Annotated in this window: 13 protein-coding genes and 1 pseudogene; 5 read left to right on the top strand and 9 right to left on the bottom strand. The window is 57.6% G+C overall.

The features are described 5' to 3' along the window. Positions 1–68: 68 nt before the first annotated feature. Entirely contained in the window at positions 69–452 is a 384-nt protein-coding gene (locus BKP64_RS13230; RefSeq protein ID WP_070970891.1) for a hypothetical protein, read from the bottom strand. Further along, positions 449–1054: a TIGR02444 family protein gene (locus BKP64_RS13225; RefSeq protein ID WP_227515393.1), complete on the bottom strand. Its 606-nt coding sequence runs from the start codon at positions 1052–1054 to the stop codon at positions 449–451. Before BKP64_RS13225 ends, BKP64_RS13230 begins: the two co-directional genes overlap by 4 nt. Between BKP64_RS13225 and BKP64_RS13220 the strand changes: the two are divergent. Then, positions 1053–3007 (top strand): annotated as a pseudogene (locus tag BKP64_RS13220) (ATP-binding cassette domain-containing protein). The gene BKP64_RS13225 and the pseudogene BKP64_RS13220 overlap by 2 nt on opposite strands. Before the next feature lie 7 nt (positions 3008–3014). On the opposite strand, the gene ppx reads toward BKP64_RS13220, so the two are convergent. After that, positions 3015–4541: an exopolyphosphatase gene (gene ppx, locus BKP64_RS13215; RefSeq protein ID WP_070970888.1), complete on the bottom strand. Its 1527-nt coding sequence runs from the start codon at positions 4539–4541 to the stop codon at positions 3015–3017. Between the two features lie 295 nt (positions 4542–4836). Here ppx and trxA point away from each other — a divergent pair, with 295 nt between their 5' ends. Continuing rightward, positions 4837–5163: a thioredoxin TrxA gene (trxA, locus tag BKP64_RS13210; protein WP_012139190.1), complete on the top strand. Its 327-nt coding sequence runs from the start codon at positions 4837–4839 to the stop codon at positions 5161–5163. Between the two features lie 74 nt (positions 5164–5237). On the opposite strand, the gene BKP64_RS13205 is transcribed toward trxA, so the two are convergent. From BKP64_RS13205 to moaB, 4 genes are read right to left on the bottom strand one after another with little or no spacing between them, the layout of a single operon-like run. Then, a complete protein-coding gene (locus BKP64_RS13205; RefSeq protein WP_070970886.1) occupies positions 5238–5684 on the bottom strand; it encodes a molybdenum cofactor biosynthesis protein MoaE in 447 nt (148 codons plus the stop codon). Positions 5685–5688: 4 nt separating this feature from the next. After that, positions 5689–5949 (bottom strand): molybdopterin converting factor subunit 1, encoded by a 261-nt coding sequence (gene moaD, locus BKP64_RS13200; protein ID WP_070970884.1) that lies wholly within the window; start codon positions 5947–5949, stop codon positions 5689–5691. 2 nt (positions 5950–5951) lie between these two features. Beyond that, complete coding sequence (locus BKP64_RS13195; RefSeq protein ID WP_070970881.1) at positions 5952–7166, bottom strand: molybdopterin molybdotransferase MoeA; 1215 nt, start codon at positions 7164–7166, stop codon at positions 5952–5954. Positions 7167–7196: 30 nt separating this feature from the next. Continuing rightward, positions 7197–7769 carry a molybdenum cofactor biosynthesis protein B gene (gene moaB, locus BKP64_RS13190; protein ID WP_070970878.1) on the bottom strand — a complete coding sequence of 191 codons (573 nt, stop codon included), beginning with the start codon at positions 7767–7769 and terminating at the stop codon, positions 7197–7199. A gap of 364 nt (positions 7770–8133) precedes the next feature. Here moaB and rho point away from each other — a divergent pair, with 364 nt between their 5' ends. The 3 genes from rho to BKP64_RS13175 all read left to right on the top strand — a co-directional run bounded on the left by rho (position 8134) and on the right by BKP64_RS13175 (position 12146). After that, entirely contained in the window at positions 8134–9396 is a 1263-nt protein-coding gene (gene rho, locus BKP64_RS13185; protein WP_070970875.1) for a transcription termination factor Rho, read from the top strand. A 253-nt stretch (positions 9397–9649) separates the two neighbouring features. Next, complete coding sequence (gene ubiD / locus BKP64_RS13180) at positions 9650–11137, top strand: 4-hydroxy-3-polyprenylbenzoate decarboxylase (RefSeq protein WP_070970872.1); 1488 nt, start codon at positions 9650–9652, stop codon at positions 11135–11137. Continuing rightward, complete coding sequence (locus tag BKP64_RS13175; RefSeq protein ID WP_227515392.1) at positions 11109–12146, top strand: 2Fe-2S iron-sulfur cluster-binding protein; 1038 nt, start codon at positions 11109–11111, stop codon at positions 12144–12146. The genes ubiD and BKP64_RS13175 overlap by 29 nt, the downstream gene beginning before the upstream one ends. 70 nt (positions 12147–12216) lie before the next feature. On the opposite strand, the gene BKP64_RS13170 is transcribed toward BKP64_RS13175, so the two are convergent. Beyond that, on the bottom strand, positions 12217–13458 hold the full coding sequence (locus BKP64_RS13170) for a heme biosynthesis HemY N-terminal domain-containing protein (RefSeq protein WP_070970866.1): 1242 nt from the start codon (positions 13456–13458) through the stop codon (positions 12217–12219). Further along, the gene (locus BKP64_RS13165) at positions 13455–14573 is read right to left on the bottom strand and encodes a uroporphyrinogen-III C-methyltransferase (RefSeq protein WP_070970863.1); all 1119 of its coding nucleotides are present in this window, start codon (positions 14571–14573) and stop codon (positions 13455–13457) included. The genes BKP64_RS13170 and BKP64_RS13165 overlap by 4 nt, the downstream gene beginning before the upstream one ends. Between the last annotated feature and the right edge of the window lie 7 nt (positions 14574–14580).

The following is a 14580-nucleotide window of genomic DNA, read 5'->3' as shown; positions in this document are numbered from 1 at the left end:
AACGCCGAAGGTAACGGGTTCTGGCGGCAGATGCCACTGAACATGTGTTAAGAATGTGGGCGGATCCGTCAGCTGCCGTTGCGGCCGGCAGATGGCCCCAGAGAGAAGGGCGCACTGTATGGGGATTGCCAGTCCGTTTCCGGGTCCGATGGCCGATCGGCGTTCAGCCCTTTCTCGGATCGCTCTATCGCCAACGTGTTCCAGGGGCCGTGTTCCGGAGGCTGGTCAGCGTAGTGCCAATTACCATCGGTATCCTGCCATTTGAAAACAATATCGGGCCCTTCCGTGGCGATCGGGGAGGGAACCAGCCCTTCAAAGGCCGGGATTGCGGGTTGTTGTTCATCAGCAACTGGCTTGGCGACCTGCTCCGGGTCGCTGAGGCCGAAAAAAATCAGTAACAACAGCAATCCGAGTGCCGGGAACGAGAGCCGGATAAGCCATTTCATTATCATGGCCGGGGTTCTCCCTTTGGGAAGTTGGCCAGCGTGCTGGCCAGTGCATTCAGTTGAGGTGCCGCATTCCGGATTGAACCCGGCAACGGGGCGGCGGCCTCGAGATTGTTTCGGATTAGCTTGTCGCATCCTTGCATATTGCTGTCTTCCGGAGGTTTATAGGTCAGCCAGTGCCAAGCCAGTGCCAGCTCGATTCGTTCGGCCTCCAGCTCCAGGCCTGCAATGCCTTCACGCAGTGCGCTGCAGTCGGCATTGGCCTTAGGCAGCCATTTTCGAGCGGCACGCAAAGCACCGGTTACACGGTCGCGCCACTCTGTTACCGTAGCGTCCTCAATGCCGGTATACGACTTGCCGTCCAGTGCAAGCCACCCGGCACATAGAATTCTTGTTACGCTCCAGCCCTGCTGTTGGAGTGCCAGACAGTTTTTTTGTGCTCCGGGATCTTGCCAAACCTTCAGGGCAAAACGCCAAAGAGGGTTATCCGGTTCCAGATTTTCCGGTAAATCCAGGGAATTTGTCGGTGACTCTGGGGTAATTCCTGGCGAGACCGACATGACAACAGAGCCTTCCCTGAAAACTTTACGTTGATAAAATACAGACATGCTAACGATAACCGATCTCAGTTTACAACGGGGTGGCGTCTGGTTGCTAGAATCCGTCAACCTGACTGTTCAACCTGGCCAGCGAGTGGCTATTGTCGGAGCCAATGGCGCAGGCAAATCCAGCCTGTTCCAGCTCTTGCTTGGGCGGCTTTCACCGGAGCAGGGTAGTATCTCGCTCCCCGGGGGCTGTCGCATTGCCCACATGGCCCAGGAGTTTGAGGCATCCGGGCAAAGTGCCAGGGACTTTGTGCTCGATGGCGATCTTGATCTTCGCCGTCTCGAGGCAGAACTTGCCCGCGCCGAGGCCCGGGGGGATGATCATGCCCTCGCCCGAATTCACGGCGAGCTTGATGTGCATGAGGCCTGGTCTGCACCGCGCAGGGCCGAGATGCTGCTGCGTGGACTTGGGTTTTCTGACGAAGATGCGGATCGTCCGGTGTCGGCTTTCTCCGGTGGTTGGCGCATACGCCTGAACCTGGCTCAGGCGCTGATGCGGCCGTCAGACCTGCTTTTGCTGGACGAGCCCACTAACCACCTGGATCTGGATGCGTGCCTGTGGCTGGAGAACTGGCTGCGCCGTTACGCCGGGACCCTCCTGTTTATCTCCCATGACCGGGACTTCATGGACCGGGTTGCGACGCATGTTGTGCACTTTGATCAGTGCAAACTGGAAATTTATACCGGTAACTATTCCGCCTTCGAGGGCCAGCGGAGTGAGCGGCTGGCCCAGCAGCAGGCGGGCTTTGAGCGTCAGCAGGCCCGTATCGCTGAAATCCAGCGCTTTATCGACCGGTTCAAGGCCAAGGCAACCAAGGCCCGGCAGGCCCAGAGCCGGGTCAAGTCACTGGAGCGGATGGAAAAAATCGCGCCAGCCCATGTGGATTCGCCGTTCAGCTTTGAGTTTCCGGTGGCAGAGAAGGTATCAAACCCCTTGCTGTCTATCCGAAACGGGAGCGCCGGGCACGGTGATGTCGCTATTCTGAACAGGATTAACATCACCCTGTTACCGGGTAGCCGGATCGGGCTGCTCGGCCCTAATGGCGCTGGTAAGTCCACGTTAATGGATGCGCTGCGGGGCGAAAGTACCCTGTTGTCGGGTGAGCGAACCTGTGGAGAACACCTGGCCATCGGCTACTTTGCCCAGCATCAGCTGGAATCGCTCGACCTGGACGCCAGCCCGTTCCTGCACCTGCAACGGCTCGCGCCAAAGGCATCGGAACAGAAGGTTCGTAATTTCCTGGGGGGTTTGATTTCCACGGTGATCAGGCACTGAGCCCGATACGGTCATTCTCTGGCGGAGAAAAGGCACGGGTCGCACTGGCGGTGATCGCCTGGCAGAAACCCAACCTGCTTTTGCTCGACGAGCCTACCAACCACCTCGATCTGGAAATGCGCCAGGCGCTGACCATGGCTCTGCAGAATTTTGACGGTGCCATTGTGGTTGTCTCTCACGATCGCCACTTGCTGCGGAATACTGTTGATGAATTCTGGCTGGTGAATGATGGCCGGGTTTCCGAGTACGAGGGCGATCTCGAAGATTACGAACGCTGGCTTGCCGACCGTCGCAAGGACGACACCGAGGCGCCCCGGCGCCAGGTTGCAGTTGGTCCGGAGGATGGGGACGCTGCGCAGGAGTCTTTGGCGGCGGTCGGCGAGAGTGCCGAGGACCGCAAGGCCCGTAAGCGCTCGGAAGCTGCGCTGCGCCAGAAGCTTAGCCCTTACCGAAAGAAGCAGACGGTGCTGGAGCAGAAAATGGATACCCTCCAGCAGTCCCTGAAGGCGATGGAGTCCGACCTTTCCGACCCGGCACTGTACGAAGCGAACGGCAAGGCCAGGTTACAGGAACTGTTGGGCAAACAGGCCGAGGCCAAAGGCCGTCTGGAAGACGTTGAAGCGGAATGGCTGGAAGTGAGCGAGACAGTGGAGTCCATGGAGGCGGAGCTGGCGGGGTAGCCGCCCGTCAAACTCCCACAATTTCCAGTTCAATATCCTGTTTGGCCAGGTACTCTCGCTCGTTTTCCAGGTCGGCAAGCGTCAACGGGCGGTCATCAAGCCAGCCTTCCGAGAACGCCACTGTCAGCTTCCGGTTTTGGGCCTGAAGATTGAAGTCCGGCGGCAGCTCCATGTTGCGTGGATGCTGGATGAGCACTGCCAGTCTCAGCAGGACGCAGAGGTAGCGAAGGCGCGTTTTGTCTTCCGGGTCCGCGCCATCAAAGATGGCCGCTGAGAACTTGCGTCGATGGCCCCTTACCAGGGTGGCCAGGTCCCGCTGAAACTGCTGGCTGAAGCCGGGCAGGTCAGAATAACGTAGCAGGTAGGCGCCGTGCTTGTGGTATTGGCTATGGGAAATGGTCAGGCCAATCTCGTGGAGGCGGCAGGCCCACCGCAGGACTTCTTCGTCACTGACGGTTCGAAGCCCCCAGGCGTCCGCGACCTGTTGCCACGCTGCAACTGCGGTGGCTTCCACCGCCGCCCCGTGCTCCTGATCCACGTGGTAGCGTTCCTGTAGGGCGAAAATGGTCCGCTCACGCACATCTTCGTGCCGGATTCTACCGGCGATGTCATAGAGCAGGCCCTCGCGCAGGGCGCCATCGGCAAAATCCATTTCCTGAATGCCCAGGGACTGGAAAGCCCCCATCAGGATGGCGAAACCGGCCGGGAAAATGCTCTGGCGGTCGGAACGCACACCCAGTTCCCCGAGTTTTTCGATTTTTCCCATATCAACCAGCCGCTTGCGCAGCTCTTGCATGCCTTGCAGTGTGATTGTGCCATCGGTAATTTTCAGACTGGCTAGAACACTGGCGATGGCCTTGATGGAGCCTGAAGAGCCGACGGCACTCTGCCAGCCCACGGACCGATAGTGCTGTCGGATGTTCAGAAGTTCCTGCTCGGCATGGGTGATCGCTTTGTCCATCTGCCGGCGGGTAATCTTGCCATCGGGGAAGTAGCAATTGCGGAACGACACGCAGCCCATGTGCAGGCTCTCCAGAACCTGAGGCTCGAAACGCTGGCCAATAATGAACTCGGTGCTGCCGCCACCGATATCAATGACAAGTCGGCGGCCGATATCGTCAGACAGCGTATGGGAAACGCCAAGGTAGATCAGGCGAGCTTCTTCCCGACCGGCGATGATCTCCACCGGATACCCCAGAACCTCCTCGGCCCGGGCCATGAACTCCGAGGCATTGCGAGCAACTCGGAGGGCATTGGTGCCAACAATCTGTACCGCTTCCAAAGGCATGCCGTTGAGGCGTTGGGCGAATCGGCTCAGGCAGGCCAGGGCACGTTCCTGTGCCTCGTCAGTCAGGCGGTTGAACTGATCCAGTCCGGCGCCGAGCTGAACTTTCTCCCCCATCTTTTCGAGGGTGCGGATTTCTCCATGGACCAGTCGGGCAACCACCATGTGGAAGCTGTTGGAACCCATGTCGATGGCTGCCAGAACGTCCGATGAAGGTATACCGTTCTCGGCGGTGGATGCGGCCGTCACGTTGGTCGAAATCCTTATGAGATGAACTTGCCGGCTACTATAAGCGAAATTCCTCGGGCCTGTCAGTAATGCACAACCAGCGACCCTGACAGGAATCAGCCTGTTAAGGATTAATACCGATGGATGTACTGCTTCACATCCGGCTGATCAATCGCGTAAAGTATTGCGTATCGTGATGAGGGTGAAGAGTTGCTTCTGAAACAATAGCGTCTCTTCAGCGACAGTCAACAGCGCTCCGGCAGTAGTACGACAAACATGCTGGCACGACGCGGGGCGCGTGAATCAGGAAAACGTAATGAGCGGAAATATCGTAAACGTAACCGACGCTTCTTTTGAGCAGGACGTGCTGCAGTCCGACGTACCGGTACTGGTAGATTACTGGGCGGAATGGTGCGGTCCCTGCAAGATGATTGCCCCGGTACTGGAAGAAATTGCCGACGAATACGATGGCAAACTGAAAATCTGCAAGCTGAACATCGACGAAAACGAACAGACTCCGCCGAAATTCAATATTCGTGGTATCCCGACGCTGATGCTGTTCAAGAACGGCAACGTCGACGCTACCAAGGTAGGCGCGTTGTCCAAATCCCAGTTGGCCGCCTTCCTGGACAGCAATCTCTGATTGCCGTCCGTTTATGAAAAAACCGCCCCTGAGCGAAGGCTCACGGGCGGTTTTTTGTGCTTATGGGCAATCAATCACTCCCATGTCTTGCTCCGGGCAACATCGGACTCCTTTTGCTCCACCCAATGTTCGCCCGATTCGGTAATCTCTTTCTTCCAGAACGGCGCCGATGTCTTCAGGGCATCCATAATGAACTGGCAGGCGGCGAACGCATCACTCCGATGGGCGCTGCACACCCCGACAAACACAATCTGATCCTGAAGCGCCAGCCGACCGACCCGGTGGATTACCCTCGCTTTCCGCACATCCCAGCGCTTGGAAGCGTCATCCACCAGTCCGCCGATCACCTCCTCAGTCATTCCCGGATAGTGCTCCAGGTAAAGCCCGGTAACCCCCTTCATGTCGCCACTGTCCCGCACCAGACCAGTAAAAGTGGCAATCGCGCCTGTGCCTGCACCACTGCTTCTCAACTGTGCGTATTCCACAGCAGAATCAAAATCGCCAGTCTGGATCGAAATCATGTCATCAGCCCCCGGTTACCGGTGGGAAAAAGGCCACTTCATCGCCGCCCTGGACAGGTGTGGAGGGCTTTGCCATCGCCTGATTTACCGCAATCATGAGCGGCTGATCGCCCTTTAGCTGTGCCCAGGCACCCCCGCGTCCGGCCAGTTCAGCCAAAATATCTCCGGTGGTGAGGCCCGGTTGCGCAGAGATTGTAAGCTCCTCTGTACCCAGTTCCTCCCTGAGACGGGCGAAAAAACGGATGGTGATGTTTTCTGTGGTCATGGTCAGGCCAGTAAATCTGTGAATGAATAGTAGGTTACCAGATCTCCGGGCTCTATGGTCGTGTGCTCGGGAACGACAGCCAGGCCATCGGCCCAGCATGCCGAACTCAAAACGCCGGAACTCTGATTGGGGAAAGCTGCAACGCACGCTTCACCGTTCCGGATCTCCTTGCGGGCACGGACAAACTCCCGGCGAATCGACGCAGAATCGACACGGAAATCCGCCGGAAGGGTTTCCCCGATGACCCGGCTGCGCGTCTGCCCCTGGCATTTGCGAATAAAAGGCAGGCCGACCACGAGCATTGTTACCAGGACTGCGGCCGGATTTCCCGGCAGTCCCAGGAGCGGCTTTTGTCCGATAGTGCCAAACGCCAGGGGTTTGCCGGGCTTGCTGGCCATCCGCCACAAGGAAAGCTCTCCGGATTCCTCGATAACCGCCCGGACATGGTCCTCCTCGCCTACAGAAACACCACCGCTGGTGATAATCAGATCCGCCTGGGAGGCTGCTCGCTGCAGCGTTGCTCGGGTTGCCTCGCGAGTGTCCTTCAGAGTCTCGCAGAGCACCACCTCGCAGCCAGCCCGCGAGAGTAGCCCCAGCAGCGTAAATTGATTGGCGTTATAGATCTGGCCGGGCGCCAGAGGCTTACCGGGATCGACGAGTTCATCGCCCGTGTTCAGGATGGCGACCTTGAGCCGGACCATTACCGGTACTCGCGGTATGCCCATCGACGCCAGCAAGCCCATTTCCTGCGGGCGGACGGGCGTGCCTTTGGCCAGTGCCAGATGGCCCTTATTCAGGTCCTGGCCCTGGCGCCGGATGTTCTGGCCTTCAGCGACCTCTGCCAGCACGGTAATTTGATCATTGGAGACATCGACACGCTCCTGCATTACCACGGAATCTGCGCCCTCGGGTATCTCGGAGCCGGTAAAGATGCGCGCAGCCGTTCCAGTTGCCAGTGGTTGGGGTGCCTGGCCGGCCGGGATTCGGGCCGATACCGGTAGCGGTTCACCCGGTTTGAGATCCTGTTTGCGCAGGGCATAACCATCTACAGCGCTGTTGTCAGCGGGCGGGACATCCGCCGGCACGTAATGGTTTTCTGCCAGCACCCGACCCAGTGCATCCTGCAGATTGACGGTTTCAACCGAGGTGATTGCTGGAGCTCTGGAGAGTATATGCGCCAGTGCATCGTCAACGGAGATCAGGTTTTGGCCAGACATCGGACTTATTGCTCCTTTGAGTTTCACGCTTTACCGCTGGGCGCGGTTGCCAATCACTTCATTTATCCGGTGATAAGGGCTCTCAGGTTTGCGGAGAACCAGCGCCGAGAAGTTGCACGGGCCGTGGCGACTGTCCAGCTGAGAGCTGAGAATGCCGTTCCAGCCGGTACGGCAGGCGCCGGTGGACCCGGGCAGGCAGAAAATGACTGTGTGGTTGGCGAGACCGCCAAAGGCGCGGGACTGAACCGTAGAGCTGCCGATCTCGGCAGCAGATAATCGGCGAAATTCCTCGCCGAAGCCCTCGATAGCCTTGTCGAACAAAGGGCCGACGGCTTCGGGGGTACTGTCCCGTTCGTTGAATCCGGTGCCACCGGTGATAATTACTGCATGCACCTGCGGATCAGCAATCCAGCCCGAGATCAGAGCCCGAACCAGATACACGTCATCCGGCAGCAGGCGTCTGGCTGTCAGGTTGTGACCGGCCTCAAGGATGCTGTCTTCAAGGAATTGGCCGGAGGTATCTTCATTTGGGCCCCGGCTATCAGACACGGTCAGAAGGGCAATGTTCAGTGGCTTCAGTTCGCCGGTGAGTTCGCTGCTCATGGATTAGGCTCCGCAAAGTTATCGTAGATCTTTATTCGTCAGTATCCTCAGGACGGATGATGATTGGAAGAGGAGTAACTCTTCAGAGGGAGGGCTCTGGCTCCTAAACACTGACATGTCATCAAATTGGCGTTAATTTGGTCGCCGCACTTGACATTCGCCAGTCAGGTGGTCGATGATCGCTCTTGCCCGGCGAACGATTGTTCCCACTCTCTGGCTTCAGTACCTTAATCCCGGACTCCATCTACACCGGTTGCTCCATCTGGCCAGCATCAAGTTCAACGATTATTTGATCAACTCGTTCAGGGGCACCCCTGTCATTCCAATACTTGCTTACTTCCATTCCTGAAAAATTCAATAAACTATGAACCTTACTGAACTCAAGCAGAACTCCATGCCCGAATTGCTCGAAATTGCGCAAGAAATGGGCCTCGATAACCTAGCTCGTTCGCGCAAACAGGATGTAATTTTTACCATCCTGAAAAAGCATGCCAAGAGCGGCGAAGACATTTATGGTGACGGCGTACTGGAAATTCTGCAGGACGGTTTCGGTTTCCTCCGTTCAGCTGATGCTTCCTATCTGGCCGGCCCTGATGATATTTACGTATCCCCGAGTCAGATCCGGCGTTTCAATCTGCGCACCGGCGATACCGTTGCCGGCAAAATCCGCCCTCCGAAAGACGGTGAGCGTTATTTTGCCCTGTTGAAGGTTAATGAAATTAACTTCGACAAGCCGGACAACGCCCGTAACAAGATTCTGTTTGAAAACCTGACCCCGCTGTTTCCGCAAGAGCGCCTGATGCTCGAAGCCGGTAATGGCAGCACTGAGGATTTGTCCTCGCGGGTGCTGGATTTGGTGGCACCAATTGGCAAGGGCCAGCGTGGCCTGATTGTCTCCCCGCCCAAGGCCGGTAAGACCCTGCTGATGCAGAGTATTGCCCAGTCTATTACCCGGAACAATCCGGAATGCCATGTTATGGTGCTGCTGATTGACGAGCGTCCCGAGGAAGTCACCGAAATGCAGCGCACCGTGCGCGGTGAGGTGATTGCATCCACCTTCGACGAGCCGCCTGCGCGTCATGTTCAGGTCGCGGAAATGGTCATCGAGAAGGCCAAGCGCCTTGTTGAGCACAAAAAAGACGTGGTGATACTGCTGGATTCCATTACTCGTCTGGCTCGTGCCTACAACACGGTGATTCCGTCATCGGGCAAAGTGCTTACCGGTGGTGTGGATGCTCATGCCCTGGAGAAGCCGAAGCGGTTCTTCGGCGCAGCACGGAACGTGGAAGAAGGCGGCAGCCTTACCATTCTGGCGACGGCTCTGGTAAACACTGGCTCCAAGATGGACGAAGTGATTTACGAAGAGTTCAAGGGCACCGGTAACATGGAGATCCACCTGGATCGTAAAATTGCCGAGAAGCGTACCTATCCTGCCATTAACATCCGCAGCTCCGGCACGCGCCGTGAGGATCTGCTGATGAGTGAGGCGGATATCCAGCGGGTCTGGATCCTGCGTAAGCTCCTGCACTCCATGGACGACGACACGGCGGCCATCGAGTTCCTGCTGGACAAGCTCAAGGACACCAAGACCAATGACGAATTCTTCCAGTCGATGAAGCGTCGGTAAGCCCAGGGTTCTGGCCCGGCGCATGCGACTCCGAGGTGGCAGTGCCGGGATATCCTTCCCCGGACACGCTGTGGATACGTCCTTGTAGGCTTGGTCTTGCCGTCCCTGGCAAGACACAGTCCGGGAAAGGATATCCCGGCACTGCTTTCCTGATGCCTGCGCGCACCTGCGTTCCCATCCTTACTTTGCGCCTGGGGTCATCATCCGATAAGCGTTGGCGCCCGTATAAAGCCCGAAACCTTCGGAGCATGCGATGAAATACAACGACCTGCGAGACTTCATTGACCAGCTGGAAAAGCTGGGTGAGCTGAAGCGTATCTCTGTTGAAGTTGATCCCCATCTGGAAATGACGGAAATCTGCGACCGCACTCTGCGGGCAGAGGGTCCGGCGTTGCTATTTGAGCATCCGAAGGGTTACGACATGCCGGTGCTGGCCAACCTGTTTGGCACGCCCAAGCGGGTGGCACTGGGCATGGGGCAGGACAGTGTTACGGCATTGAGGGATATCGGTAAGCTGCTGGCCTTCCTGAAGGAGCCTGATCCCCCCAAGGGTTTCAGGGATGCGATCGAGAAACTGCCGCTGTTTCGCCAGGTCATGCGGATGAGCCCGAAAGTGCTCCGCTCGGCGCCCTGTCAGGATGTGGTCATCGAGAAGGATCAGGTGGATCTCTATCAGGTTCCGGTGCAGCACTGCTGGCCGGGAGATGCCGGGCCATTGGTCACCTGGCCATTGGTGATTACCCGTGGGCCCCACAAAGAGCGGCAGAATCTGGGCATTTACCGGCAACAGGTGATTGGTCGCAACCGGTTGATCATGCGCTGGCTCAGTCATCGCGGTGGCGCCCTGGATTTTCAGGAGTTCCAGAAAGCCAATCCAGGCCAGCCCTATCCGGTCGCCGTGGCGCTGGGTGCGGACCCGGCCACCATTCTCGGGGCAGTGACACCGGTGCCCGATTCCCTGTCGGAATACGCCTTTGCGGGTTTGCTGCGCGGCAGCCGCACTGAGTTGGTGAAAGCGGGCCTCAGTGATCTGCAGGTGCCCGCAAGCGCTGAGATTGTCTTGGAAGGCTTTATCTACCCGGACGATATGGCGCCGGAAGGGCCGTTTGGTGATCACACCGGGTATTATAACGAGGTGGATCAGTTCCCGGTGTTTACCGTGGAGCGAATGACCCACCGCAAAGATCCGATCTACCACAGCACCTACACCGGTCGGCCTCCCGATGAGCCGGCGATTCTGGGTGTTGCGCTGAATGAGGTGTTCATTCCGATTCTGCAGAAGCAGTTTCCGGAAATTGTGGATTTTTACCTGCCACCGGAAGGTTGCTCCTACCGCCTGGCAGTGGTGACCATGAAAAAGCAGTACCCCGGCCATGCCAAGCGGGTGATGATGGGGGTATGGTCCTTCCTGCGCCAGTTCATGTATACCAAGTTTGTGATCGTCACCGATGACGATGTGAATGCGCGGGACTGGAAAGACGTAATCTGGGCTATGACGACTCGCATGGATCCGAGCCGGGACACCATGCTGGTAGATAATACGCCTATTGATTATCTGGATTTTGCGTCGCCGGTGTCCGGGCTGGGGTCGAAGATGGGTATGGATGCCACCAATAAATGGCCAGGTGAGACTGACCGGGAATGGGGCACCCCGATCACTATGACCGACGAGGTCAAACGCCGGGTAGATGGGCTGTGGGACAGCCTGGGGATTGAAACTGACCCGGATCGCCCCGAGTGATAGGGACGACAATGTGTATCGGGTTGCTCTGAATCCGTCCGGGCTCGCTTACTATGCCAGCCCGGCTGACAACCTTCTCAGTGCGGCTGCCCGTGGGGGCATTGATGTGCCAGCGGCCTGTCGCAACGGGGTGTGTGAAATATGCGAGGCACGGCTGCTGGCCGGATCCGCCCTGAACACCCGAAATCAACAGAAGATTCTGGTCGGTGAGCGTCTGATGCTTTGCAGAAGCCTGGCGCTCGGTGATCTTGAACTGGAGATAAGCGCCGTTATGGCAGCCGGAAAGATTCAGCCTGGCAAGTTTCAGGCAAAGGTCGTAGACGTTCGTTCCATCAATCACGACGTGTATCGCGTTGAACTTCAGCTTCCGAAACGTCGTGAGCTGTCCTTTCATGCCGGTCAGTATTTGTCCGTCAACCTTCCCGGTAATGAGCCCTGTTATTTTTCCATTGCCAGCAGTCCCTCAGAGCCGAACCTTGAGCTGCATATCCAGGCCTCGCCGGACTGGATTTCTGCGCAGAAGGTGATCGATGCCCTGACCTCTGGCGGTGAAGTTACTCTCGAACTGCCCCATGGTAAGGCCTGTCTGGCGGCCGTTCCGGAGAAGCCGCTGTTGCTGGTAGCCGCCGGTACCGGTTTTGCTCAGATGAAGAGCCTGGTGGATTACCTGCGAGGCACCGAATACCGTCAGCCGGTCCAGTTATTTTGGGGCGTTCGTCGCCATGAGGATATGTATTTGAGATCACTGGCCCAGCAATGGGCAAAGGACTGGCCGTCGTTCAGCTTCCGGCCGGTAGTGGGCGATGACGAGGATAATGACTGGAGTGGCCATCACGACCAGCTCGTGCGAGCGGTTCTGGCCTCAGGCATGGACTGGAAAAACGTGGAAGTTCACGCCAGTGGTTCACCGACCATGGTGTACACACTGATGGATGCATTGATGGAAGCCGGTTTGCCTGAACAGGCCTTTTTCTCCGATGTTCTTGAATACGCGCCCCGTCAGAAATAAATAAAGGGGCATAAGTGGAAAGGGGGAGCGTGCCGGAACTGACCTTCGGCGTCAGCCCGGCAATTCCGGGTCAGGCTTTGGGCATCGGGAGTTCCGGCAGGCCATTGTCTTTTGCCAGCCCCTGCATCATCAGTTTGATGCTGACCTCTTCCTCGCCCATGTGAGCGTTCAGGCGGCTCAGTTCCGCCAGGGTCTCCCGGCTTCGACGCAACCTCAGGCTGGTCTCAAAATATTCTCTCGCCTTCCCCCAGAGCTCATTACGCAGGCTCAGTCGGCCCAGTGCCAGCAATAATTCGGCATTATTTGGTCGGTCTTTCAGCCATTGCTCGGCTAGCAGCAATTGCTCGTCTGGCTTATGCCCCTTGATCCGCCCGTACAGATTGATCAGTTCGTCGCTCCAGTGATTGCGCAGCACCTTGCGCAGCAGCGTTTCAGTCTGGGCTTCATCGCCGAGGTCAGCCAGCAGGCGGGCGTAATCCCGGATGGTGAATTCATCACGGCGAAGGAAACCGGGTAATTCGTCCCACAGACGGGTGAGCGGTTCCAGTGATGCATTGGGGTCTTCTTTCCGGTTCCGGCGACAATCTTCGGCTGCCCGTTCGAGCAGGTTGTGCCAAACAAGGCGCTGCAACTCGTTGAATTCCTCTTCCGGCAGAACGTTGCGCTTTTGCAGTTCTGGCAGCAGCTTTGAAAGTTCACGCCAGTCTTCCAGGCGGAGGTAGGTGGTTTTCAGCAATTTGAGCACGAACGGGTGGTGAGGTGACTGCTTGCGCAGCCGGACCAGCGTGGCCAGTGCCTGTTCCAGACGGTTACCTGCCAACTGCAACTGGGCCTGGGTTATACCGACCGCCAGATCGGATCCCGGTGTACTTTCGAAGGCCTTACGAAGCAATTCGTCCACGGTTTCATAATCACCGGATTCAAACGAGGCCTGAGCGGCGGCCAGATAATTGATCAGTGGGGTATCAACATGGCTCGCGGCAGAGGTCAGGAGTTTGCTGGCCCGGGGCCAGTTACCTTCAGCAAGAGCGAGCAGGCCCTGGGTGGTGCGCCGACGGGCTCTGCGCTCATTGCCCCGGGCTATCCAGCCAGAGACCAGTCCGGTACTGTGTCGGACCCGACGAAACAGGCTGAGGGTGACCACCGTCAGCACAATCACCGCAAATACCAAGGCCAGACCAACCCAGAAGTTGGTTTCTATCATGTAGTGACCCAGGCTGATGCGGATGTAGCCCAAATCATACTGAAGTCCCAGAGACAATCCTGTCCCGATCAGCAGCGCTAGCAGAACAATCAGGAGCAAACGAATCATGAATCATCGCCCCCATCGGCACCGGATCCGGCATTTTCGCCATCGCTTGCATTGAGTCGTCCGGCGAGTCGTTCCTTGAGAAGATCCAGGGATTTGCTGATGTCCGGCAACTTGGGATCGATATTGCGGCTGGCCAGTTCGGCCAGGGTTTCAGACAGAGCCATCACCCGGGTGTTGCTGGCGTTGTACCAGGTATCAATTGTGTCACGCGCTTTTGCCAGTGAGCGTTCATACAATGACTGGTTGCCACGAAGTACAGCCATTTCGGCTTCTTCCAGCATCAGTTGGAGGTTGAGGCGGGCATAAGCGCTCTGGTCAGGTGATAGCAGTGGTTTGACAGGCTCGTCCAGACGGCGGACGACCACCACTTGCATCAGCGTCGATTTGAATTTGCTCCAGGCTTTCGTCAGGGCGTTTGGTTCGCCGTTCTGAGTGCTGCCGGACTGATCACCAGGCGAAGCAACAAAACCTGGGGCCTGTTCATTGATCAGTGCCTGGTCTGTGAGCTGGTGGATGCTGTCGATGGCTGCTTCAAGCTTTAAATACAGTCCTGTGCGATCGACTCCGCTGATGCCTTTCAGTGCCAGGACTTCCCGTGCCAGCTGCTGGCGTACAGGGAACACGCCGATGTCGTCGGATTCGGTCAACACCTCATCGGCCGCCTCCAGTGCCGACAGCGCGCCGCGAATGTCTTTTTCGATCATCAGGCGCTGATTGGCGATGCGCAGAAGGTATTCAGCCTCTGCGAGCAGCCAGTCGGTCCGGGTGCGATTGCCGGCTTCCAGCAGCTCCCGGGCGTTGTGATCAATGTGCCTTTGTTGTGTGGCGATCAGTTCCCGCTGAGCTGACAGCTTCTCTTCGAGCGACTGCAGTCGCTGACTTTGCTGGCTCCCGCGATTGCCATAGAGGTCTTCGAGCTGGGCCGTGTCCTGCTGCAGGTTCTGGAGGCTCTGCAGCATAGCCTGGTGGTTGTTCCACTGTTGCCAGCTCCAGGCGGCCAGGGTAACCGCAATCACCAGGGCAACGATGGTAACCAGCCAGACCGGCCAGAGCTTCTGGCGAGCCGGCGGTTCTTTGGGAATCGGGGCGGGCAGTTGATTTGTTGTCTCAGTCACGGGCGTC

This window comes from Marinobacter salinus (assembly GCF_001854125.1).
Lineage (GTDB): Bacteria > Pseudomonadota > Gammaproteobacteria > Pseudomonadales > Oleiphilaceae > Marinobacter > Marinobacter salinus.
Note: the sequence above shows the minus strand (reverse complement) of the source record. Positions and strands in the feature narration are given on the sequence as shown.